At 64.8% G+C, this 20,592-nt stretch carries 23 protein-coding genes and 1 other RNA gene; 12 read left to right on the forward strand and 12 right to left on the reverse strand.

What is annotated here, in order from left to right:
- Positions 1-92: 92 nt before the first annotated feature.
- Entirely contained in the window at positions 93-1,010 is a 918-nt protein-coding gene (locus AC27VL_RS16455; protein WP_191078074.1) for a LysR family transcriptional regulator, read from the reverse strand.
- A 97-nt stretch (positions 1,011-1,107) separates the two neighbouring features.
- Between AC27VL_RS16455 and AC27VL_RS16460 the strand changes: the two genes are divergently transcribed.
- On the forward strand, positions 1,108-2,370 hold the full coding sequence (locus AC27VL_RS16460) for an SGNH/GDSL hydrolase family protein (RefSeq protein ID WP_488767419.1): 1,263 nt from the start codon (positions 1,108-1,110) through the stop codon (positions 2,368-2,370).
- Positions 2,371-2,432: 62 nt separating this feature from the next.
- Here AC27VL_RS16460 and fur read toward each other — a convergent pair whose 3' ends face one another.
- Entirely contained in the window at positions 2,433-2,840 is a 408-nt protein-coding gene (gene fur / locus AC27VL_RS16465; protein ID WP_100552275.1) for a ferric iron uptake transcriptional regulator, read from the reverse strand.
- A 103-nt stretch (positions 2,841-2,943) separates the two neighbouring features.
- Here fur and AC27VL_RS16470 point away from each other — a divergent pair, with 103 nt between their 5' ends.
- A complete protein-coding gene (locus tag AC27VL_RS16470) occupies positions 2,944-3,339 on the forward strand; it encodes an outer membrane protein assembly factor BamE (protein WP_025878864.1) in 396 nt (131 codons plus the stop codon).
- A gap of 36 nt (positions 3,340-3,375) precedes the next feature.
- Here AC27VL_RS16470 and AC27VL_RS16475 read toward each other — a convergent pair whose 3' ends face one another.
- Both AC27VL_RS16475 and AC27VL_RS16480 read right to left on the reverse strand, forming a co-directional pair.
- Positions 3,376-3,633: an RnfH family protein gene (locus tag AC27VL_RS16475; protein ID WP_488767420.1), complete on the reverse strand. Its 258-nt coding sequence runs from the start codon at positions 3,631-3,633 to the stop codon at positions 3,376-3,378.
- Between the two features lie 3 nt (positions 3,634-3,636).
- Entirely contained in the window at positions 3,637-4,062 is a 426-nt protein-coding gene (locus tag AC27VL_RS16480; protein WP_080149115.1) for a type II toxin-antitoxin system RatA family toxin, read from the reverse strand.
- Positions 4,063-4,119: 57 nt separating this feature from the next.
- Between AC27VL_RS16480 and smpB the strand changes: the two genes are divergently transcribed.
- Positions 4,120-4,623 carry an SsrA-binding protein SmpB gene (smpB, locus tag AC27VL_RS16485; RefSeq protein WP_025878861.1) on the forward strand — a complete coding sequence of 168 codons (504 nt, stop codon included), beginning with the start codon at positions 4,120-4,122 and terminating at the stop codon, positions 4,621-4,623.
- Between the two features lie 91 nt (positions 4,624-4,714).
- On the opposite strand, the gene AC27VL_RS16490 is transcribed toward smpB, so the two are convergent.
- From AC27VL_RS16490 to AC27VL_RS16500, 3 genes are all read right to left on the reverse strand, one after another.
- Entirely contained in the window at positions 4,715-5,287 is a 573-nt protein-coding gene (locus AC27VL_RS16490; protein WP_488767422.1) for a hypothetical protein, read from the reverse strand.
- Between the two features lie 141 nt (positions 5,288-5,428).
- Positions 5,429-5,671 carry a GNAT family N-acetyltransferase gene (locus AC27VL_RS16495; protein WP_263407391.1) on the reverse strand — a complete coding sequence of 81 codons (243 nt, stop codon included), beginning with the start codon at positions 5,669-5,671 and terminating at the stop codon, positions 5,429-5,431.
- A 76-nt stretch (positions 5,672-5,747) separates the two neighbouring features.
- Positions 5,748-6,593 carry a hypothetical protein gene (locus tag AC27VL_RS16500; RefSeq protein ID WP_488767424.1) on the reverse strand — a complete coding sequence of 282 codons (846 nt, stop codon included), beginning with the start codon at positions 6,591-6,593 and terminating at the stop codon, positions 5,748-5,750.
- A 600-nt stretch (positions 6,594-7,193) separates the two neighbouring features.
- Between AC27VL_RS16500 and ssrA the strand changes: the two genes are divergently transcribed.
- Positions 7,194-7,586: a transfer-messenger RNA gene (gene ssrA, locus AC27VL_RS16505) on the forward strand.
- A 187-nt stretch (positions 7,587-7,773) separates the two neighbouring features.
- Positions 7,774-8,241 carry a hypothetical protein gene (locus AC27VL_RS16510; protein ID WP_100552211.1) on the forward strand — a complete coding sequence of 156 codons (468 nt, stop codon included), beginning with the start codon at positions 7,774-7,776 and terminating at the stop codon, positions 8,239-8,241.
- 34 nt (positions 8,242-8,275) lie between these two features.
- On the opposite strand, the gene AC27VL_RS16515 is transcribed toward AC27VL_RS16510, so the two are convergent.
- Positions 8,276-8,731 carry a methyltransferase family protein gene (locus tag AC27VL_RS16515; protein WP_100552210.1) on the reverse strand — a complete coding sequence of 152 codons (456 nt, stop codon included), beginning with the start codon at positions 8,729-8,731 and terminating at the stop codon, positions 8,276-8,278.
- Positions 8,732-8,871: 140 nt separating this feature from the next.
- On the opposite strand from AC27VL_RS16515, the gene AC27VL_RS16520 reads away from it, so the two are divergent.
- The 6 genes from AC27VL_RS16520 (at position 8,872) to AC27VL_RS16545 (ending at position 14,314) form a co-directional block, all read left to right on the forward strand.
- Positions 8,872-10,878, forward strand: coding sequence for an esterase/lipase family protein (locus AC27VL_RS16520; RefSeq protein ID WP_488767427.1), 2,007 nt, complete (start codon positions 8,872-8,874; stop codon positions 10,876-10,878).
- A gap of 150 nt (positions 10,879-11,028) precedes the next feature.
- Positions 11,029-11,235 carry a hypothetical protein gene (locus AC27VL_RS16525; protein ID WP_100552208.1) on the forward strand — a complete coding sequence of 69 codons (207 nt, stop codon included), beginning with the start codon at positions 11,029-11,031 and terminating at the stop codon, positions 11,233-11,235.
- A 170-nt stretch (positions 11,236-11,405) separates the two neighbouring features.
- Entirely contained in the window at positions 11,406-12,278 is an 873-nt protein-coding gene (hchA, locus tag AC27VL_RS16530) for a glyoxalase III HchA (RefSeq protein ID WP_488767429.1), read from the forward strand.
- A gap of 5 nt (positions 12,279-12,283) precedes the next feature.
- Positions 12,284-12,988, forward strand: a complete 705-nt coding sequence (locus tag AC27VL_RS16535) for a PA1136 family autoinducer-binding transcriptional regulator (RefSeq protein WP_100552206.1) — start codon at positions 12,284-12,286, stop codon at positions 12,986-12,988.
- 86 nt (positions 12,989-13,074) lie between these two features.
- Positions 13,075-13,314 carry a hypothetical protein gene (locus AC27VL_RS16540; RefSeq protein ID WP_223880184.1) on the forward strand — a complete coding sequence of 80 codons (240 nt, stop codon included), beginning with the start codon at positions 13,075-13,077 and terminating at the stop codon, positions 13,312-13,314.
- A gap of 145 nt (positions 13,315-13,459) precedes the next feature.
- On the forward strand, positions 13,460-14,314 hold the full coding sequence (locus AC27VL_RS16545) for an endonuclease/exonuclease/phosphatase family protein (protein WP_100552204.1): 855 nt from the start codon (positions 13,460-13,462) through the stop codon (positions 14,312-14,314).
- Between the two features lie 18 nt (positions 14,315-14,332).
- Here the strand turns inward: AC27VL_RS16545 and AC27VL_RS16550 are convergent, their stop codons facing one another.
- On the reverse strand, positions 14,333-14,596 hold the full coding sequence (locus tag AC27VL_RS16550) for a hypothetical protein (protein WP_100552203.1): 264 nt from the start codon (positions 14,594-14,596) through the stop codon (positions 14,333-14,335).
- A gap of 139 nt (positions 14,597-14,735) precedes the next feature.
- Between AC27VL_RS16550 and AC27VL_RS16555 the strand changes: the two genes are divergently transcribed.
- Positions 14,736-15,113, forward strand: a complete 378-nt coding sequence (locus AC27VL_RS16555) for a VOC family protein (protein ID WP_100552202.1) — start codon at positions 14,736-14,738, stop codon at positions 15,111-15,113.
- A gap of 42 nt (positions 15,114-15,155) precedes the next feature.
- Here the strand turns inward: AC27VL_RS16555 and AC27VL_RS16560 are convergent, their stop codons facing one another.
- The 3 genes from AC27VL_RS16560 to AC27VL_RS16570 form a co-directional block, all read right to left on the reverse strand.
- Complete coding sequence (locus tag AC27VL_RS16560; protein ID WP_025878845.1) at positions 15,156-16,577, reverse strand: efflux transporter outer membrane subunit; 1,422 nt, start codon at positions 16,575-16,577, stop codon at positions 15,156-15,158.
- A complete protein-coding gene (locus AC27VL_RS16565) occupies positions 16,571-17,308 on the reverse strand; it encodes an SDR family oxidoreductase (protein WP_089240412.1) in 738 nt (245 codons plus the stop codon). The genes AC27VL_RS16560 and AC27VL_RS16565 overlap by 7 nt, the downstream gene beginning before the upstream one ends.
- A 63-nt stretch (positions 17,309-17,371) precedes the next feature.
- On the reverse strand, positions 17,372-20,542 hold the full coding sequence (locus tag AC27VL_RS16570; protein WP_230111406.1) for an efflux RND transporter permease subunit: 3,171 nt from the start codon (positions 20,540-20,542) through the stop codon (positions 17,372-17,374).
- Positions 20,543-20,592: the final 50 nt, after the last annotated feature.

Below are 20,592 nucleotides of genomic sequence, written 5' to 3' on the forward strand. Positions count from 1 at the left end.
CGAGCGTGGGCTCGGCTCTACAGGAATCTCGAACGGAACCGACGTGTAGAGCCGAGCCCATGCTCGGCTTCCGCGCGGCAGCGCGGCGCATGTCACCCCAGCGGTCGCGCCAGATCCACCGTTTCCACCAGGAAATCGAGGAACGCACGCACCCGCAGCGGCAGGTAGCCGCCCTGCCCCAGGAACACGGCGTGCACCTCTTCCAGGTCGCCCGGGTTGGCGTCCTCCAGTACCGGCAACAACCGCCCTGCCGCGAGGTCGGCCTGCACCTGGAACGCCGCCAGCCGGGCCATGCCCAGCCCGCCCAGCACCAGCTGACGCAGCGCATCGCCATTGCTGGCGCGCGCATTTCCGCTGGGCAGTACCCGCTGCTCCTGCCCGTCCTGCAACAGCGGCCAGCCCTGCACCGACCGTGCGTGGCCGATATCCAGCCGGTTGTGCGCCAGCAGCGCGTCGACATTGCCCGGCAATCCATGTCGTGCCGCATAGGCCGGTGCCGCCACGATCATCATCCGCGTCGCCCCCAGCCGGCGTGCGACCAGGCTGGAACTCTTCAACGGGCCGGCCCGCACCGCCACGTCGGTGCGCTGCTCCAGCAGATCGATCACCTCGTCGGTCAGGGTCAGGTCCACCCCCACCTGCGGGTGCCGCTGCAGGAATTCCGGCAGCAGCGGCAGCAGGAAGTGCTGGCCGAACGGCACGTTGGCATTCACCCGCAGCCGCCCGCGCGGCTCGGCGTGGGCGCTGGCGCAGCGTTCGGCCTCTTCCAGATCAGCCAGCACGCGCAGGCCACGCTCATAGAACGCACAGCCCTCCGGGGTCAGCTGCAGCTGGCGGGTAGAACGCTGCAGCAGGCGCGTACCCAGCCGTTGCTCCAGGCGCGCAACCAGCTTGCTGACCGCCGACGGCGTCATCTCCAGGCTGCGGGCGGCAGCGGAAAAGCCGCCGGTCTCGATGACCCGCACGAACACTTCCAGTTCGCCGGATCGGTTGATGTCGGTACGTGCCATGGCAATGAATTTGATTCACAGATGATTATCCATGCGCAGTCTAGTTCACAGGTGAACGCGGACGCACCATGGCCGTCCCTCCCACCGGGTCATTCCGATGAATCGTCTGAGCCAACTGACCGCCACCGCCCTGCTTGCCCTGTCCGGCGCCGCCGCCGCCGCGTCACCCGCGTCACCCGCGCCGCACTGGGTCGCCAGCTGGCAAGCCAGCCCGCAGCCGGTATGGAGCGCTGATTTCCTGTTCCCTACCCTCATCCCTGGCCAACTGCAGGACCAGACCTTCCGGCAGAGCGCTCGCATCAGCCTGGGCGGGGCGCGCCTGCGGGTCCGGCTGAGCAATGCCTATGGCACCCAACCGTTGCGGATCGGCGCTGCCAGCGCGGCTGCACATACGGGTGACACGCCGCAGCCGCTGCGCTTCGACGGCCAGCCCGGGGTCGTGATTGCGCCGGGGCAGGACCGCCTGAGCGATCCGCTCCCCCTTCCCACGGCTGATCGGCAGGCCTTGCAGGTCAGCGTCTATCTTCCCGACCCCACGCCGCTGCAGACCTTCCATTGGGACGGGCGGCAGACCAGCTGGATTGCGCCGGGTGACCAGCATCGGCTGCCTGCATTGCATGGCGCCAACAGCACCACGGCCCGCCTGCTGTTGTCGGGTATCGACGTGGAGGCGGCGACCAGCGCGCGCAGTGTGGTGGTGATCGGCGATTCGATCACCGATGGCGCCACCGCCAGCCTTGACCAGGACCAGCGCTGGACCGATCACCTCGCCGCGCGGCTGGCGCCGGAGGGCGTAGCGGCGGTCAATGCCGGCATTTCCGGAGGCAGGTTGCTGCGCGATGGTATGGGCCAATCGGCGCTGGAGCGCTTCCAGCGTGACGTGCTCGACCAGCCCGGCGTCGCCAGTGTGATCGTGCTGATCGGCATCAACGACATAAGTTGGCCAGGTACGGCCTTCGCCCGCGGCGAGACGCGGCCGACCCTGGCCGAGCTGCAGGCCGGCTACCGCGTCCTGGCCGAACGCGCCCATGCCCGCGGCCTGCGTATCCTCGGCGCGACCCTGACGCCGTTTGCCGGTGCCCTGCCCGGCACCCCGCTGGACGACTACTACGCCCCTGGCAAGGATGCCCAGCGCCGGCAGCTCAATGCCTGGCTGCGCACGGATAGTCCGTTCGATGCGGTGATCGACCTCGACGCCGCTCTGCGCGATCCGGCCGATCCTTCACGGATGGCGGCTGCCTACGACTCCGGCGACCACCTACACCCGGGCGATGCGGGGAACCGGGCGATGGCCGAGGCGGTGGATCTGGAGGTCCTGATGGGGCCATCCACGCGTGGCGTGGATCTACTGCGGCGCTGAGCCCACATAAGCAAAACCCCGGGCAAGCCCGGGGTTTCGTCGCAATCAGCTGGCTGCGGGGCCTACTTGCGCTTCTTGCGCACGTACAGCACCAGCGAGTGCTCTTCCAGCTCGTAGCCGTGATCTGCGGCGATCTTGCGCTGCAGCTCTTCGATCTCGGTGCTTTCGAACTCGATGATCTTGCCGCTGTCCACGTCGACCATGTGGTCGTGGTGGCCGCCGCGGTCGAGTTCGTAGACGGCCTGGCCGCCTTCGAAATTGTGCTTGAGCACGAGGCCGGCAGCCTCGAACTGGGTCAGCACCCGGTACACCGTGGCCAGGCCGATCTCGTCGCCATGCTCCAGCAGCTGGCGGTAGATGTCTTCGGCGGTCATGTGGTGCTGGGCATTGCGCTGCTCGAGCAGCGCCAGGATCCGCATCCGCGGATGGGTCACCTTCAGGCCGACTTTACGCAGGTCGTGGGTTTCCATAGGTCTCCGTTCATTGGCGATTTAGCGCCAGCTGCCTCGGATTGGGTCGCGGTGGCACGCCGGGAGTGTATCATCGGATTGATTTCCCCAACCGCCAGTCCCGATGCGCAATCTCCTGTTGGTCGCCGCCGTCGCCTTGTCCACCACCGGGTGCGGCATCATCTACAAGCAACCCATCTACCAGGGCAACCTGATCCGGGAAGATGCCGTTGCCAAACTGCAGGTCGGGCAAAGCAAGCAGCAGGTCACTGCCCTGCTGGGCACCCCGTCGGTGCCGGATCCGTTCCACGCCCAGCGTTGGGACTACACCTCGACCGAGCGCGTGAACCGCCTGGGCCGTACCGACGTGAAGAATTTCGTCGTGTACTTCGAAAATGACGTGGTCACCCGTTGGGATGGCGATTACTTCCCGGCCAACGACAAGGCCCTTGCACAGCAGACCGTGCGCCAGTTCGGCCGCAATCTGCCGAAGGACAAGAAGAAGAAGGGCGGGCGCTGAGCCACCCTGCCCGTCCTTCGGGACGGGTCTTGAGGATCATCCGCCGCGCGCGCGTCGCCGGCGGTTATCCTTCGGGTCGGCCTGCAGGACACGCAGCAGCTCGACACGATCGCCATCCAGCAGCAGCTGCTGCGGCCGCGCCGGTACGCCATGCACTGCAGCCGCCGGACAGTCGGCACTGCCTTCGAGCCCGGCAGCTGCCACCGCATCAGCCACGGTCGCCCCTTCCTCCAGCTGCAGCCGGCGCGACAGCACCTGCTGTGGCCAGGCCAGCACGACCTCGACCTCGATCATGTTTCAGTCCTCGTCGGCGACGCGGACGAAATCGTTGACCATGCGATCGGCCAACCCTTGGAAGCCGATCGCCAGCGCCGGACCCAGCAGGCGTGAGCTCGGCTCGAAGTCCAGGGTGAGGGTGACCTTGCAGGCATCTTCAGCCAGGGCATGGAACTCCCAGCGGCCGTGCAGCTGCTTGAACGGCCCCTCGCGCAGCTGCATGTCGATGCTGTGCGGACGTTGCAGGGTGTTTTCGGTCTGGAACCAGGTACTGAACGATCCCAGGCCAAGGTCAAGGCGAGCGACCAGCCGGTCTTCGCCCTGCTCGAGGATGCGGGCGTCGGAGCACCAGCGGAAACGGCGCGGATAGGCCTGGACATCGTTGACCAGATCGAACATGCGCGCGGCCGAATGTTCGACCAGGGCACTGCGGCGGATAGTAGGCATGAATACAGGACGCTTCGGCAATCGACCGGGCGGGCCCGAATCGGAGACAATACGGAAATGAGCAAGAACACCGGCAAGGATAAAGCAAAGAGCGCGACGGCCAACAAGACCATCGCGTTGAACAAGCGTGCCCGTCACGAGTACCACATTGAAGACCGCTTCGAAGCCGGCCTGGCCCTGCAGGGCTGGGAAGTGAAGTCGATCCGCGCAGGCCGCGGCAACATCGTCGACGCCTACGCCTACGTGAAGGATGGCGAGATCTTCCTGATCGGTGCGCAGATCACCCCGCTGATCCAGGCCTCCACCCACGTGGTGGCCAACGACCGGCGCGAGCGCAAGCTGCTGCTGCACCGGAGCGAGATCGACAAGCTGGTCGGCAAGGTGGAGCGCGATGGCTACACGATCGTGCCCACCGCGATGTACTGGAGCAAGAACAAGATAAAGCTGGAAGTGGCGCTGGCCAAGGGCAAGCAGACCCACGACAAGCGCGATGCCGCCAAGGATCGTGACTGGGCGATCGAGAAGCAGCGGGTGATGCGTCGCGGCAACCGCGACGCATAAGGACGCCTGCCCGCTTTCGTGTAGAGCCGAGCCCATGCTCGGCTTCGGCAAAGAAGCAGCCGAGCGCAGGCTCGGCTCTACAAGACGCTGATCAGCCCGCCAGCATGCCCTGCCCGCGCAGGCGCGGCGACAGCGCCGCGTGCATCACCGCCAGGTGCATCACCACCGACAGCTCCGGGGCATGGCGATCATCGCCGGCACGCCACTGCTGCGCTAGCCGCGCGGCATCAACGGGCAGCAAGGCCAGCAGCTGGGCATCATCCAGCGCATCGGCGGACGCCTGCAGCTGCCGCGCCAACTGCCGCGACTGCCACACGTGCACGCCGATACTGAGGCTGGCCAGCGACATCAGGGTCAGGGCCAAGCCATGTTCGAACCACTGCGAAAGTACGTCCGGGCCCCACAGGAGCGCGGCCAGTACCGCCAGGGCCGGCAGGCGCCAGCCCAGCCAGTGGAAGCGGCCACGCCGCGGCCAGTGCACCACCACCGCACTGGCGATCAGCGCAGCTGCAGCCGTGGCCGGCAGCTCGGTGGCCCACGTTCCACCCAGCAACACCGCCAGCACCGCCCAGACCCAGCCGGGCGGCAGTGCCCGCCGCTGGTAATCGGCCCCTACCGGGCCAACCAGCTGACGCAGGCTGCGCTGTTGCATTGCTTCGGTCACCGGCCGTCTCCGTCTCTGTGCTGGCTCGAATGGTCGTGGCCAGTGTGTCGCAAATTCGTGCCAACGACGTTAGCAATCCGCTATGACGGAGGCTCTACAACATGTTGCGGATTGACGAGGTAACGGTTGGGCCCCTGCCGCTCAGGCGACAGACAGATCCTTGCTGAGGAAGACCCGGCTGGTGCCCGGCGGATCGCAAGGCACCTGGCCGAACACGGTCCAGCCATGCTTCACGTAGAAGTCTGGCGCCTGGAAGCTGATGGTGTAGAGCACGGCGGAACGGCAGCCGCGCCTGCGCGCTTCCTCCTCGGCGGCGGCAAGCATCTGCGACCCCAGGCCGTTGCCGCGCTGCGCGGGCGGCAGGTAGAACAGGTCGATGAACAACAGGCCCAGCGAGGTGCCCCGCAAACCAAGTCCAAGCTGCGGGGCACTTATTCAACTTTCCATTAAGCCGAAGAACTCAGAACGAGACGCAGCGCGTGGTGCCGCCGACGACGATGCTGCACGCCAGCCTGTCCCTACGCGTAGCACCGGACACATGAATACCGTGCCGGTCTGCCCAATACAGGAAATTTACAAGATCGCTGGACGGTGCGCCATTAAAGTTGTACTCCCTCACACCACCACCAGCAAATGCAGACGTGTCTTCGGGAATTGAATTGTTATGCGCGTCACGAGCGGTATTCGGCATCTTTTCCCAGAGTTTGGTGCCGTAGTTGTACGTGATCATCATTGACGACTGGTCTGGGAACTCCAACCGAACGGTGACCTGCGCAGACTGCGGGTTCAGCCACGCGACGGGATTGAATACTCGATAGACGCTGTTGGCCCCGGCAATGAGCGATGGATATTTCCAACGCATCATTTCATGGATACTGTTCATCTTCGAAGAATCGGCGAGAGCTTCATAAGCGCTTTGCGGATACTCGGTAGCAGCGGCTGCGGCGACCCTGGCTGACCTCGCTGAAATTTGCCCTGCGCCAAAAAGCTGGGTGACCGTCACCCGGAATTCAAGCGAATTCCCGTTGCTTTGGTAAAGGTAAACCAGCTGAGCGTAATACTCAGCGAGGTCCGCAGGTGTCGCAATTTCCGACATCTTCAGATTGGGCATGATCAGGTAGCTTCTGATGTCGCCAGTTGACAGGCTGAAGACAGAAACGGGTCCGAAGTCAATTTCCCCCCTCGCTGCTTCCTGCATCTGCTGATCACTACACCCTTCGCACTGGGCAGCGGCAACAGCCTGAGCGCTTGCAGCGCCAGTAGACGCGAAGAAAATAACTGAAGCGAATATCGCTTTCTTGAGCATTTAAAACCTTCCTTAGTTTCCGAATAGGAGCCAACCCACCCCAAGCAGCACCACGACAAAAACCGCTATCGAGAGGGCCCTGATTGGGCGAGACACGTCATTGAAGGCGAAAGCGGCTAACGTGGTGGTAAGTAACGAAATAGCTATGGAAATCCAGAACAAATTCCCCAGGACGACCGTTGCCGCTGCGAAGAACCACAGCGCAACTAAGCTTAAAAAAACTACGAGGGAGCCTTTCCGTTTCAGATGCATAGTCGATCTCGAGTTGAGGCAAATCCATACCTGCCCATGTATTTTCTAACCCCAATGCGATTGATTGTCAATCGCATTTACGAAGGCAGCATGTGCCACCCGAGAGGTCATGCCTGAAGGTGGCCGGCTCCTGCGGATAGGCCGCCGGGCAGCTCCTGAGGGGCTCAAAGGTCCGGCAGGCCCAGTAGCCTGGTGCTGGACGCTGCCAGCGACTGAACGGCCTCGGCGCCAGGTCGGCGCGCGCGTGACTGTTCAGGAAGATTGCCGTATCATTCCGATCGTTAGGCGGGCTTTTGGTCAACACTTGGTCAACAAGGGCCTGAAAGCCTTGCAATACTTGAAGAAACCGGGGGTGCATTGGTTTCGACGGGGGTTGTGAAGTCGCCTGGCGCATGCCGAGGGGGTAGCTTTCCTCGTAAATCCAGCTGCAAAACTCTAGTTGCCAACGACGACAACTACGCTCCGGTCGCCCTCGCAGCCTAAAAACTGCGGTGCGTGACCTTCTGCCGACTTAGGCGGAGCCTCGAAACTGCTTGTGTCCATGCTCGCAGCGTAGAGTCATTATCATGGAATCGCGCTGGGCGGCTGCCTGTCAGTCCGGCACAAGAACACAACAGGCTGGTTCCCGGGTGCGCTTTGCACACCGTGCTGCTCGGGGATGAGATTCAACGGTGAGCTAAGCATGTAGTGCTGGGGATGGAGTGCCTTCGGACGGCGGTTCAATTCCGCCCACCTCCACCATTTGTACCGCCCTTCGGGGCACGAAAAGCCAGATCTCCCGTCGATTGGGGTCTGGCTTTTTTGTTGTCCGTTTTTGAGCACAACGGCAGGGATTGTTGCAGTTCACCATGCTCTTGGCCGGCAGCCCCGCCCTACCCCACACTAGGGCCATATCTCCCGTCGTCCACGACATCCAGAAGGATCTGCCATGAACACGCCGCTACTCGCCCTGCTGCTGGGTGTGACCGTATCGACCGCCGCTGTTGCCGCACCTCCTGCTTCCAGCACTGCTGCACTGGAAGCCCTGCTGGCCTGCAAGGCCGGCTCCGACTTCACTGAAGCGCAGGTGGACCAGGCATTCCATGCCGCCGGCCTGAGCCGCGACCCCGGTAGCGTGTTCGAGCCGAAGGACAAGCCCGTGGCGCTGTTCGGTGGAACCGTGGCCAGCGCGGATGTGAGCATTTCCAATCCCTACAAGAGCCTGCATGTGTATCTGAAGGGTGTCGATCACCAGCGTTTGGCCCGATCCTGGGGAGTGACGACGGTCAACGAGGAGGCCGAGACCGAAGCGCCCTCCTACCTCAAGAAGGTTGATGCCAGGCACACCCTGCATGTCGGCGCCGCTGACGACTACGAAGGCTATTCGGCCTCGGTGACCTGCCAGATCCATTCGTGACCGGATCGGCTATCGACTTAAGCGCCTGCCGGCGCTACAGCCAGCGCCGGACCTGCTGCCGGAACGCTTTGTACTGGGCGCCGAAACGCTCGCCAAGAACGCGCTCTTCCGGATGGATCTGAAAGCGCGTGATGTACAGGACAAACAACGGCACCACTGCGAGTGCCAGGAGGTTCTGCAGATACAGCATGCCTCCGAGCAGGAACGCGGCTTGCCCCAGATACATGGGGTTGCGCGTATAGCGATAGACCCCTCTGGTGATCAGAGCCGTGGATGACGCCGGCCGCATCGGATTGACCGTGGTACCCGCACGCTGGAATGCCAACTTGGGCAACAGGTTCATCACTAGACCCGCGGCCATCACCGCCACCGCAGCCCACCATGGCGTGGGCAGTTCCGTTGCGGGCAGCCAGCGGCTGATGCCGAGACCGAGCAGACCGCACAGCAGCATTACAAGAGGTGGAGGAATACGGGTTTCCAGCAATCGCATCGGCCGTCCCGGCATCGGATGTCCGAACCAGTGTCACACGCGGATGCTGGAGTCGCACATCGGCCAGCAATGACCGAGCTGCGCCCTGCTTCCGCGTTGACACGCCTGCCGCTAGAGTGGCGCCAGCGCAGGGAGTCCACATGGCAAGAACAGGCATCGGCTTCATCGGCCACACCACCTTCGTCCTCATTGCCCTGCTGACCCTCAGCGGGTGCGCGACGCTGCGCCAGTTCGGCCCATCGGTGCAGGTGGGCACGGTCACGCCGGGCCAGTACATCGCACTCAAGCGCGGTGACATCCTCACCAGTGGCAAGCTCAGCGCGGCCACGATGGAGACCCTGCGCGTGGCAGGCCTGGACGAAGGCGCCTGCGCCAAGCCGGGCCCGCAGTGCATCGAAGAAATGGAGGCCAGCATCGTCGTCCGCGAGGAGGACAAGCGCTCGTCGCTGGCCGAGCTGTGGGTGCAGTACGCGATGACGATGCCGGCGCCGAAGCGCGAGTCAGCGTCGGTGGCGCGCAGCAAGGCCGCGGCTGCCCAGCCCGACCCGACCTTGCAACCGCGCCTGGATGCGTGGATGCAGATCGCACGGCAGTCCTATGCGTATCTGTTCTTCACCGAACGCACCGCCAACCAGCGTGGCTTCGAAGACCGCCAGACCCAGGTTCGCGACTACTACAACCTGGCCGTGCAGGAATCCGCCGTGCTGCTGTTCGAGGCCTATTCGAGCAAGCAGGTGCGCAACGACAACGGGCGATTCCAGTTGGGTCGGTGGACCTTCGTGCTGGCGCCTGCCGACGATGGCGCGGCCGCGGACACGCGCGAACCGATCGAACTGGTACCGGCGGCATCGATGTCCTTCACCGGCACCCTGCGCAGCGTGCATCGCCGCGATGGCTTCGGTGCCGAACTGGTGGCAGTGATGGCCGACCCGGCCAGCACCGGGCTGGCAGCGGCCGCTGCAGGCACCGCACCCGCGGCCGAGCGCGACTGGAGCGAGATGCCGTCGCCGTCGATGACCGTACTGCTGCGCTTCTCGGGCAAAAACCTGTGGGAGGTGCTGCACGACGACGAACCGGAACTGGAGATCCACGACCCCTACCAGGTGGCGGTGGTGGAACTGCACGGCGAGCAGGTACCGCTGGCGGCGAACTTCACCGCGGGCTATGCGCTGTGGCTGGCCCGCTCCAACTTCAGCCGGCAATCGCTGCGTTCGTTGTTCGGTGGCAAGGGTGGCATCGAAAAGCCGCATCTGTTCATGATGCAGCCGTACGATCCGAACCGCCGCGTGTTGCTGATGATCCATGGCCTGGCCAGCAGCCCGGAAGCGTGGGTCAACGTGGCCAACGAGCTGATGCGCGACGATGAGATCCGCGGTGATTTCCAGATCTGGCAGTTCTATTACCCGACCAACATGCCGATCGCACTCAGCCACGATGAGATCCGGCGGATCCTGCACGCCACGCTGCAGCACTACGACCCGAGCGGCCAGGCGCTCGCATCGCACGACATGGTGGTGGTCGCGCACAGCATGGGTGGGGTGATTTCGCGGTTGATGGTGTCCTCCTCTGGTGATCATCTGGTCGACACCCTGTTGGCGACCGCGCAGATGACCCCGGCGCAGCGCGAACTGCTGCGCACGAAGGGCGCGCCGGTGCTGACATTCCAGCCGGAACCGGAAGTTTCACGGGTGGTGTTCATCGCTACCCCGCATCGCGGCACCGATGTCGCCGGCACGCGGCTGGGACGCTGGCTGGGCCGCTTCGTGCGCCTGCCGCTGACCGTGCTGGAGGATGTCGCAACGTTGGCAAACGACGGCAAGGTCGAGCGCAACGATGACAAGCACGGCTACCAGATGAACAGCATCCAGAACCTGGACAAGGACGATGCCTTCGTCAAGGCCGTGGCCGATCTGCCGATATCGCCGAAGGTGCGTTACCACTCGATCATCGCCCGTACCCAGGCTGAAGGTCCGCTGGAAAAGACCGACGATGGACTGGTCCCGTACTGGAGCTCGCACCTGCCCAATGCCGTCTCGGAAAAGGTGATCGTGTCCGGTCACAGCGTGCAGGAAGTTACACCGGCCATCGTCGAGCTTCGCCGTATCCTGCATGAGGACATGGAGGCGCATCCGCTGCCGGCGAAGTAGTGCACGAAGTCCAGCAACCGTGGCCCGCGCTTGCCCATCTTCGGGTGCGGGAAGTGGAGTTCGTCCCCATGGCGGCAACGCCGCATTGAATGAACGGACTGGGGTCTGTAGCGTTGCAGCTGCCCATTCGGGCTACAACGGAGAACACGCATGAAGAGGATGTTCAGGCTGTCTGTTGCTATCGGTGCCGTGGCGCTGGTGTTCGGATTGAACGCTGTCGCGGCCGAGCCGACCCCCTGCGATGAGTGCTACCGCGGTTACCAGATCTGCCTGTCGCAAGGCAAAAGCGAGATCTGGTGTTACGGCGCACTATCCCGGTGCCTGAAAAATTCCAGCGGATGTAACACACCCTACTGACTGCGCACTCCGGTCGATCCAGTATCCCGGTGAAACGACGGATCGGCACCGCCAGTCCCACGCTGATGGGACTGGCATCTGCCAACTGGCGGCCCTATTGAGGGAAAACCCTCATCGTTCCTGCGCATCGCTCTGGCTAAGCTGGCCACTCTCTTCCGCAGGAGGTCCACATGAACACGTCAGAGCCCAGCCGCCAGCCCAGCCCCGATCCGGCCGAGCGCGATGCGTTTTTCCCGTCGCCGTACTCACTGTCCCAGTTCACTTCGGCAACCACCGATCTGTCCGGCGCGGACTATCCCGATGCACGTCGTGACGGACGCTGGAAGGTGCTGATGATCGCCGCCGACGAACGCTATCTGCCGACCGCCAACGGCCATCTGTTCTCCACCGGCAACCATCCGGTGGAGACGCTGCTGCCGATGTACCACCTGCACAAGGCCGGTTTCGAAATCGACGTGGCCACGCTGTCGGGCAACCCGGTGAAGTTTGAATGGTGGGCGTTCCCACGCGAGGACCGCGAGATCGGCAGCCTGTACGAGCGCTACGAACCCCGCTTCCGCCAGCCCCTGCGTCTGGACGACGTAGCGGCCGCGCTCGACGCCGGTTCGGACTATGCCGCAGTGTTCATTCCCGGTGGTCACGGTGCGTTGATCGGCCTGCCGGAAAGTCGCGCAGTGAAGGCCACCCTGCAGTGGGCGATGGACAATCAGCGCCACATCATCACCCTCTGCCACGGCCCTGCCGCGCTGCTGGCGGCCGGCGTGGATGAAGCCGATGGCGGCTCATTGTTCCGCGGCCATCGGATCTGCGCGTTCCCCGATGCGATGGACCGGCAGACACCGGATATCGGCTACATGCCTGGTCAACTGCCGTGGTTCTTCGGTGAACGCCTGGCCCAGCAGGGCGTGCAGATCGTCAACGAAGGCATCGATGGCAGCGTGATGCAGGACCGCCTGCTGTTGACCGGCGACAGCCCGCTGGCGGGCAATGCGCTGGGCAAGCTGGCCGCACGCACCCTGCTGGATGCGTTGGCAACGCGCTGACCGGCATGGACACCACCGTGCAGTCATTGCTGGTGCTGGAACGCGCACCTTCGTTGGCGGCGATCGGCGCGTTGCTGCGCAGCACCGGCGCGCCACTGGGCTATGACCGCACGTTGATGTTCGCCACCGGCACCGATCTGGAACGCGGCGCGCAGCGCCTGTACTGGATCGATGGCGACTGGTTCGGTGAGGGTGCCAGCACTGACGTGGCGCACTACCTGCATGCGTGCCCGGTCAATCGCCATGTGCTGGACAGCGATGCGCCCTTCTTCTGGAGCAAGCAGCAAGGCGTGCGCGGCGAGCGCTACCGGGTCGTGCGGCAACCGCGGGGCGAAGGACTGCACGGCCTGCAGGTGCCGGTGTTCGGTGCAACCGGCCTGGAAGGGGCGGTCAGCTGGGGCGGGCGCACGATCGACGCATCTCCATCGGCACGGTTGCTGCTGGAGCTGATCGGCACCGCCGCCTTCCGTGCGGCGCATCGGCTCTCTGTCGCCCCGGCGGTTGTGCCTGCCGGCACACTCAGCGCGCGCGAGCGTGAGGTCCTGCGCTGGGTTGCGGCCGGTCGTCGCCAGGCCGATATTGCTGCCACCCTGGGGCTGTCCACACGCACGGTGGAAAACCACCTGCGCAGGGCACGCCAGCGGCTGGGCGTGGCGACCACGGCGCAGGCAGTGCGCGCGGCCAGCCGGCGCGGTGAGATCGGCGACTGAACGAGGCGCGACACTTCCGGCTGCTGCGGTCGCATGCTAAACAGGCCAGGCGCATGTGCGCGATTGCAGAAGCAAGGATGATGCTGATGAAACTGCAACTGGCCTCGATGGCCGCATTGATGTTGGCGATTGGCAGCATGGCATCGGCCGGAAGTGCCGTCGCCGGTGTGCCATCGCCACCCGGCAGCACCACCGAATGCGTACCGGTGGAAGTGGAGCGCTACCGCATCCACCAGCACTGCACGGTGACCTTCGTCGATGAAACGGGCAGCGTCTTCGTTTCTGAATACTGGATCGACGAGTACGGCAATCCCTACCTGATCTGAGCAACGAACCCTAACGGCAACGTTGCTGCAGCCGACGGTCACGCCGGGGCGGGCGCACGGAAATCGCCCGCTCCGGCATACCTCCACCCTCTCTTTCCGTGGCATCCTCCGTGAAATCGTTTTCACGGAATGGAGGGATTCCACGATGCTGTCACGTTTCCGCAGATCCGCGCTCTGCGCACTGCTGGTCCTTGCTCTGCCCGCCGTCACCTGGGCAGCCTCGCCCGCCCCGTTGAAGGTGATGTCCTTCAACGTACGCACCCCCGCCGACACCGACCCTGGCAAGCGCTGGCAAGACCGCCGCGATGCCATGGTCAAGGTGATCCAGCAGGCGCACCCGGCGGTGATCGGCACCCAGGAACTGGTGCTGGAGCAGGCCAACTACCTGGCCGAGCACCTGCCCGACTATCGCTGGTTCGGCGAAGGCCGGCGCGGTGGAAGTGGCGACGAACACATGGGCGTGTTCTACGACAGCAAGGTGCTGGCGGTGGAAGAATCCGGCAACTTCTGGCTGTCCGATACACCCGGGGTCGCAGGCAGCATCAGCTGGGGCAACCTGTTCCCGCGCATGGTCACCTGGGCAGTGTTCCGCCGCCTGGATGATGGCCGTCGCTTTTACTTCATGAACACCCACCTGCCCTACCGCGACGAGGACGAACCGCGACGGATCAAGGGTGCAGAACTGATCGCCACGCGCGTGGCCGCGCTGCCTTCCGATCTGCCGGTGGTGCTGACCGGTGATTTCAACAGCGAGCCCGGCGGCGGCACCTACCAGGCCTTCACTCGCGTGCTTCAGGACACCCGGCCCCAGGTCAAAACACCGCAGGGTCCGCGCCTGACCTTCCACGACTTCACCGGCACGGCGACTTCGCAGCTGGACTGGGTGCTGGTACGCGGCTTCCACGCACGCAGCTTCCTGACTGACGACCGCCGCATCGACGGCGTGCTGCCCTCCGACCACTTCCCGCTGGTCGTTGAACTGGACTGGCCGAAGCACTGAGCACTGCAGCGACCCTCGCTACGGCGGGGGTCGCTTGCCCAGCAGGCGGTACAGCGCCTGGTGCTGGTCGCGCGCCTGGCAGATGCGTGCGCCGACGGCGAGGAACACCGCAATGCCGACAAGGCCAATACCCAGCATTGAATCGGGCAGGCGCAGGAAGCCGATCACCGCAGCCATTGCCGCCAGTACCAGCAGCATCACCACGGCCACCGACAGGCCGGCCCCAGGCAGGCCGGGATCGCCCAGCAGCGTCCGTTGGGTCGATTGCTTCTGTTCGCTCATGTCCCGTCCTCCCTTGGTTTCCCCACTAGTTACACGGTGGGCCGCAGTTCCGGCAGAGTCAGAAACGTCATGACCGCGACAACGCGCGCGGCGGCGCACGCGCTACCCTGCCGGCACCCTCAGTGAGCGGAGACGGCACATGACCCATCGCAGCCGACTGGCCGGATTCATCATCGATTGCCAGGACACGCCTGCCGCAGACAGCGCCCGCTTCTGGGCCGCAGCGCTGGGCCTGCAGGCTGAGCCCGCCCGTGGCGAAGGCGACGCAGAGTACGCCGACCTGACAGGTGCGCCGGCAGGCTTGAACGTAGAGGTGCAGCGGGTCGATCACCCGTCGCGGGTGCATCTGGATATCGAAAGCGACGACATCGACGCCGAAGCCGAACGGCTGGAAAAACTCGGTGCGCGCCGGGTCGGTTTCGTCAAACGCTGGTGGGTGATGGAAGCGCCCACCGGCCATCGTTTCTGCATCGTACGCATGCGCGATCACGATGCCCCGGCCAACCTCTGGCCATAGCGAAAAAAGGGGACGGAAGCAGATGCTCCCGTCCCCTGCCGATCAGCGCGCCTGGGCCACGCTCGGCGCCTGTGGTGACTGGCCCCAGCCACCGAGTGCCTTGTACACGCCCACCACGCTGACGTTGACCTCCGATTCGGCGGCCGCCAGTGCATCGTCGGCCACCAGTTGCGTGCGCTGCGCGTCAAGCAGGGTCAGGAAGTCTTCCGAGCCCTCGCGGTAGCGGATCTGCGCCAGCGATTCGGCACGTCGCGCCGCCTGCGCCTGCTCGACCACAATGGCCAGCCGCGCCTGCTGCTTGGAATAGCGGGTCAACGCGTTTTCGGTGTCTTCCAGCGCCAGCAGCACGGCCTGTTCGTACTGCGCGGCTACGCCCTCGGCCTCGGCCTTGCTGGCACGCAGGCGTGCCTTGACCGTACCGAAGTCGAATGCCGCCCAGCTCAGCGACGGAGTCAGCGACCAGGCCTTGTTGTTGCCGTTGACCAGGCCACTGGCATCGCCACCGAGGAAGCCGACGAAACCGGACAGCGACAGCCGTGGGAACAGATCGGCGGTGGCAACACCGACACGCGCGGTGGCGGCAGCCAGGCGACGTTCGGCGACCCGCACGTCGGCACGCTGACGCAGCAGTTCGCGGGTATCACCCAGCGGCAATGCCTTGGCAAACGCCGGCACTTCGTGCGGCGCAAGCATGGCGGTCAGCACTTCCGGGCGCTGCCCAAGCAGGACGGCGAGCCGGTTGCGCGACTGCGTCTCGGCCACTTCCAGCAGCGGGATGTCGGCCTCGATGGCCTTCAACCGTGCGCGGCTGCTCTGCACGTCCAGCTCGCTGCCGGCACCCAGCTCCCAGCGTGCCTCGGTCAGCCGCTGCGTATCGCGCAGGTTGACCAGGGTGCGCTGGGCCACTGCGATGCGCTTCTGGGTCCCACGCAACTCGAAGTAGTTGCGTGCCACTTCGGCAGCGATCAGCACCTGCGCATCGGCGAGGTTGGCCTGCTCGGCGTCCAGGTCGGCACGCGCGGCCTCTGCAGCACGGCGCTTGCGGCCGAACAGATCCAGCTCCCAGCCCGCATCGAAGCCGAGCTGGTAGCTTTCACTGAACACCCGCTGCCCACCCAGCTGCGGATCGGGTTGCTTGCGGCGATCGTAGCTGCCGCCAGCGGTAACGTGTGGCGCCTGGTCGAAGCGGCTCTCGACGAACACTGCACGGGCCTGGCTGACACGGGCGACAGCCACGCGCAGGTCCAGGTTGTCCGACAACGCGCCGTGCACCAGCTCTTCAAGCACCGGATCATCGAACTGCGCCCACCAGCTGGCCACCGGCGAGGTGGTGCTGAACACCGGCTGCTGCGCGCCCTGCAGGACGACGGGCTCCTGCACCGGTGCTTTGTAATTGGGGCCGACGCTGACACAGCCCGCCAGCACCAGGCTGGAGACGGCCATCGCCAGGGTGCGGATCACCATGGCAGCACCTCGCCCAGGTAGGTGAAGCTGCCGCTGGCGCCGGATTCGCCGATCAGCGACATCTGCACGCTGGAGCGTGCGCCCTCGGCGATTTCGATCTCGCCGTTGCCACCGTTCATATCGGTTTTCACGTAGCCGGGGTGCACGGTGTTGACCTTGATCGGCGTGCTGCGAAGCTCATGGGCCAGGGCCAGGGTCCAGCTGTTCACTGCGGCCTTGGACGCGTTGTACGCCGGGATCTTGAAGTCGTAGATGCCCGAGGTCGGATCGGCATGCAGCGTCTGCGAGCCGAGCATGCTGGAGACGTTGACGATGCGGCCGGACTTCGCCTGCTTGATCAGCGGCAGGAAGGCCTGGGTCACTGCCACCAGCGCGTACACGTTGGTGTCGAAGGTGCGACGCCAGGTGTCCAGCGATTGTTCCGACGGCAGCTGTGCCGGGTTCTCGATCATGATGCCGGCGTTGTTGACCAGGATGTCCAGACGGCCATGGCGCTGACGCACCTGCTCGACCGCCTCGGCGATGCTGGCGCCATCGTTGACGTCCAGCTGCAGTGCCTCCACCGGCAGGCCCTCGGCCTGCAGCTTCAGCGCCAGTTCGACGGCGGTCTCGCGCTTGCGCCCGGCCAGCAGCGTATGCACGCCGGCCTGCGCCAGCTGACGCACGGTTTCCAGGCCGATGCCGCGGGTTGCGCCGGTGACCAGCGCGATCTTGTTCTGATGGGTGTTCATGGATTCATTGCCTTGGTAGGGGGAAGCGGGCGCCGGTGGTTGCCGGCGCCGCTGTTTTCCATGTCAGTGGTGGATGGTCGGCTCGCCGTGCTGCACCAGCTGGCCACCACCATTGCGGGTGACGAACTTGCGCAGTGCCACGTAGAACACCGGGGTCAGGAACAGGCCGAACAGGGTCACGCCCAGCATGCCGGCGAACACGGTGATACCGGTCACCGAGCGCACTTCGGCGCCAGCACCATGCGACAGCACCAGCGGCACGGTGCCGGCGATGAAGGCGATGGAGGTCATCACGATCGGGCGCAGACGCAGGCGGCAGGCTTCCAGTGCCGCTTCGACGATGCCCTTGCCGCCCATCTCCAGCTCTCTGGCGAACTCGACGATCAGGATCGCGTTCTTGCACGCCAGGCCCATCAGCACCACCAGGCCGACCTGCACGAACACGTTGTTGTCGCCGCCGGTCATCCACACACCGAACAGCGCGGACAGCAGGGTCATCGGCACGATCAGGATCACCGCCAGCGGCAGCGACCAGCTTTCGTACAGCGCGGCCAGCACCAGGAACGCCAGCATGATCGCCACCGGGAACACGATGAAGGCAGCCTTGCCCTGGGTCGCCTGCTGGTAGCTCAGGTCGGTCCATTCGGTCGCCATGCCGACCGGCAGCACCTTGGCGGCGATGGCGGTGAGGTTGTTCATCGCTTCGGCCGAGGACAGCACACGCGGGTCGGCTTCACCGGCCAGGTCAGCGGCCGGGTAGCCGTTGAAGCGCAGCACCGGGTCCGGACCGTAGGTTTCCTTGACGGTAACCATCGAGCCGATCGGCACCATCTCGCCACGATCGTTGCGGGTGCGCAGCTTGCCGATGTCCTCGACGCTGTCACGGAACTGGCCATCGGCCTGTGCGATCACCTGCCAGGTACGCCCGAACTGGTTGAAGTCGTTGACGTAGGCCGAACCCAGGTAGGTCTGCAGCGTGTCGAACAACTCGGTCAGCTGTACGCCCTGGGCCTTGGCCTTGACACGGTCCACCTCGGCATCCAGCTGCGGCACGTTGGCCTGGTAGCTGGTGATCGGGAAGGCCATGCCCGGGGTCTGTGCAACCGCACCCTGCATCGACTGCACCGCGTTCTGCAACGCGCCATAGCCGAGGTTGCCACGGTCCTGGATGAACATCTGGTAGCCGTTGCCGTTACCGAGGCCAAGGATCGGCGGCGGCATCATGGCGAAGGCAAACCCTTCCTGCAGGCCGGCGATCTTCTGGTTGATCTCCGCATTGATCTGCGCGGCGGTGCGGCCATGGCGCTCGCTGAACGGCTTGAGCGGAATGAACGCGACACCGGTGTTGGGCGTGTTGGTGAACTGCAGGGCATTCAGGCCCGGGAACGAGATGGTGTGCGCCACACCGTCGGTTTCCTGGGCGATCTTGGCGACCTTGCGCAGCATTTCATCGGTACGCGCGATCGACGACCCTTCCGGCAGCTTCACACCCGCGATCAGGTACAGCTTGTCCTGGGTCGGAATGAAGCCCGGCGGCACCAGCTTGAAGATGAAGCCGGTACCCACCAGCAGCACCGCGTACACCACGAACACCGCACCACGACGGCCGAGGATCTTCGACACGCCGCGCTCGTACTTTTCCGAGCTGGACTTGAAGAAGCGGTTGAACGGACGGAACACCCAGCCGAACAGACGGTCGATGATGCGGGTCGGGGCATCCTTCGGCGCGCCATGCGGCTTCAGCAGGCGGGCGGCCAGGGCCGGCGACAGGGTCAGCGAGTTGATCGCCGAGATCACCGTGGAAATGGCGATGGTGACCGCGAACTGCTTGTAGAACTGACCGGTGACGCCCGACAGGAACGCCATCGGCACGAACACAGCACACAGCACCAGCGCGATGGCGATGATCGGCCCGGACACTTCGCGCATCGCCTGATGCGCAGCGGCCAGCGGGGTCAGGCCTTCTTCGATGTTGCGTTCAACGTTTTCCACCACCACGATCGCGTCATCGACCACGATGCCGATCGCCAGCACCAGGCCGAACAGGCTCAGCGTGTTGATCGAGAAGCCCAGCAGGTACAGCGCGCCGAACGTGCCGACGATCGACACCGGCACCGCAATGAGCGGGATGATCGAGGCACGCCAGGTCTGCAGGAACAGGATCACCACCAGCACCACCAGCGCGATGGCTTCCAGCAGGGTGGAGACCACCGCCTTGATCGAGTCGCGCACGAAGATGGTGGTGTCATACACCGCCTCGTACTTCACGTCGGCCGGCATGGTCTTCTGCATCTCGTCCATGCTGGCCATCACCGCGTCGCGGATCTCCAGCGCGTTGGCGCCGGGGGCCTGGAAGATACCGATACCCACCGCGTTCTTGCCGTCCAGCTGCGAGCGCAGCGTGTAGTCACCGGCACCCAGTTCGACCCGGGCCACGTCCGACAACCGCACCACTTCACCGTCGGTGCCGCTCTTGAGCACGATGTCGCCGAACTCCTGCTCGCTGCGCAGGCGGCCCTGGGCGTTGATCAGGGTCAGGAACTGGCTGTTGGGCATCGGCTCGGCGCCGAGCTGGCCGGCCGAAACCTGCACGTTCTGCTCGCGCATGGCGCGCACCACATCGCTGGCGGTCAGGCCGCGCGAGGCAACCTTGTCCGGGTCCAGCCAGGCGCGCATGGCGTAGTCACCACCACCGAATATCTGCGCGTCGCCCACACCCTGGATACGTGCCAGCGCGTCCTTGACGTGCAGGCGGGCGTAGTTGCGCAGGTACAGGGTGTCGTACTTGCCGTTGGGCGAGGTCAGGTGCACCACCATCAGGAAGGTGGGCGACTGCTTCTGGGTGGTCACGCCTTGCCGGCGTACGTCCTCGGGCAGTCGCGCCTGGGCCTGGGCGACACGGTTCTGCACCTTCACCGCCGCTTCGTCCGGGTCGGTGCCCGGGCGGAAGGTGATGGTCATCTGCAGCACGCCGTCAGAGCCGGCCACCGACTTGAGGTAGATCATGCCCTCAACGCCGTTGATGGCCTCCTCCAGCGGGGTGGCCACGGTTTCGGCGATCACCTTGGGGTTGGCGCCCGGATAGACGGTGCGTACCACTACCGACGGCGGCACCACTTCGGGGTACTCACCGATGGGCAGCATCGGAATCGAGATCAGGCCGGCGGCGAAGATCACGATCGACAGCACCGCCGCGAAGATCGGCCTGTCGATGAAGAAACGGGAAAAGTCCATGGAAGAATTCCTGGAAAAGGCCATCGGCGGGCAACAGCCGCCCTGCCCCT

The sequence above is a fragment of the Stenotrophomonas sp. 14P6.2.3 genome (assembly GCF_057799055.1).

What these genes read in the sequence shown, in the direction of transcription:
- AC27VL_RS16455 (WP_191078074.1), bottom strand. Translation starts at nt 1,010, where the DNA reads ATGGCACGTACCGACATCAACCGATCCGGCGAACTGGAAGTGTTCGTG.
- AC27VL_RS16460 (WP_488767419.1), top strand. Translation starts at nt 1,108, where the DNA reads ATGAATCGTCTGAGCCAACTGACCGCCACCGCCCTGCTTGCCCTGTCC.
- fur (WP_100552275.1), bottom strand. Translation starts at nt 2,840, where the DNA reads ATGGAAACCCACGACCTGCGTAAAGTCGGCCTGAAGGTGACCCATCCG.
- AC27VL_RS16470 (WP_025878864.1), top strand. Translation starts at nt 2,944, where the DNA reads ATGCGCAATCTCCTGTTGGTCGCCGCCGTCGCCTTGTCCACCACCGGG.
- AC27VL_RS16475 (WP_488767420.1), bottom strand. Translation starts at nt 3,633, where the DNA reads ATGATCGAGGTCGAGGTCGTGCTGGCCTGGCCACAGCAGGTGCTGTCG.
- AC27VL_RS16480 (WP_080149115.1), bottom strand. Translation starts at nt 4,062, where the DNA reads ATGCCTACTATCCGCCGCAGTGCCCTGGTCGAACATTCGGCCGCGCGC.
- smpB (WP_025878861.1), top strand. Translation starts at nt 4,120, where the DNA reads ATGAGCAAGAACACCGGCAAGGATAAAGCAAAGAGCGCGACGGCCAAC.
- AC27VL_RS16500 (WP_488767424.1), bottom strand. Translation starts at nt 6,593, where the DNA reads ATGCTCAAGAAAGCGATATTCGCTTCAGTTATTTTCTTCGCGTCTACT.
- AC27VL_RS16510 (WP_100552211.1), top strand. Translation starts at nt 7,774, where the DNA reads ATGAACACGCCGCTACTCGCCCTGCTGCTGGGTGTGACCGTATCGACC.
- AC27VL_RS16515 (WP_100552210.1), bottom strand. Translation starts at nt 8,731, where the DNA reads ATGCGATTGCTGGAAACCCGTATTCCTCCACCTCTTGTAATGCTGCTG.
- AC27VL_RS16520 (WP_488767427.1), top strand. Translation starts at nt 8,872, where the DNA reads ATGGCAAGAACAGGCATCGGCTTCATCGGCCACACCACCTTCGTCCTC.
- AC27VL_RS16525 (WP_100552208.1), top strand. Translation starts at nt 11,029, where the DNA reads ATGAAGAGGATGTTCAGGCTGTCTGTTGCTATCGGTGCCGTGGCGCTG.
- hchA (WP_488767429.1), top strand. Translation starts at nt 11,406, where the DNA reads ATGAACACGTCAGAGCCCAGCCGCCAGCCCAGCCCCGATCCGGCCGAG.
- AC27VL_RS16535 (WP_100552206.1), top strand. Translation starts at nt 12,284, where the DNA reads ATGGACACCACCGTGCAGTCATTGCTGGTGCTGGAACGCGCACCTTCG.
- AC27VL_RS16540 (WP_223880184.1), top strand. Translation starts at nt 13,075, where the DNA reads ATGAAACTGCAACTGGCCTCGATGGCCGCATTGATGTTGGCGATTGGC.
- AC27VL_RS16545 (WP_100552204.1), top strand. Translation starts at nt 13,460, where the DNA reads ATGCTGTCACGTTTCCGCAGATCCGCGCTCTGCGCACTGCTGGTCCTT.
- AC27VL_RS16550 (WP_100552203.1), bottom strand. Translation starts at nt 14,596, where the DNA reads ATGAGCGAACAGAAGCAATCGACCCAACGGACGCTGCTGGGCGATCCC.
- AC27VL_RS16555 (WP_100552202.1), top strand. Translation starts at nt 14,736, where the DNA reads ATGACCCATCGCAGCCGACTGGCCGGATTCATCATCGATTGCCAGGAC.
- AC27VL_RS16560 (WP_025878845.1), bottom strand. Translation starts at nt 16,577, where the DNA reads ATGGTGATCCGCACCCTGGCGATGGCCGTCTCCAGCCTGGTGCTGGCG.
- AC27VL_RS16565 (WP_089240412.1), bottom strand. Translation starts at nt 17,308, where the DNA reads ATGAACACCCATCAGAACAAGATCGCGCTGGTCACCGGCGCAACCCGC.
- AC27VL_RS16570 (WP_230111406.1), bottom strand. Translation starts at nt 20,542, where the DNA reads ATGGACTTTTCCCGTTTCTTCATCGACAGGCCGATCTTCGCGGCGGTG.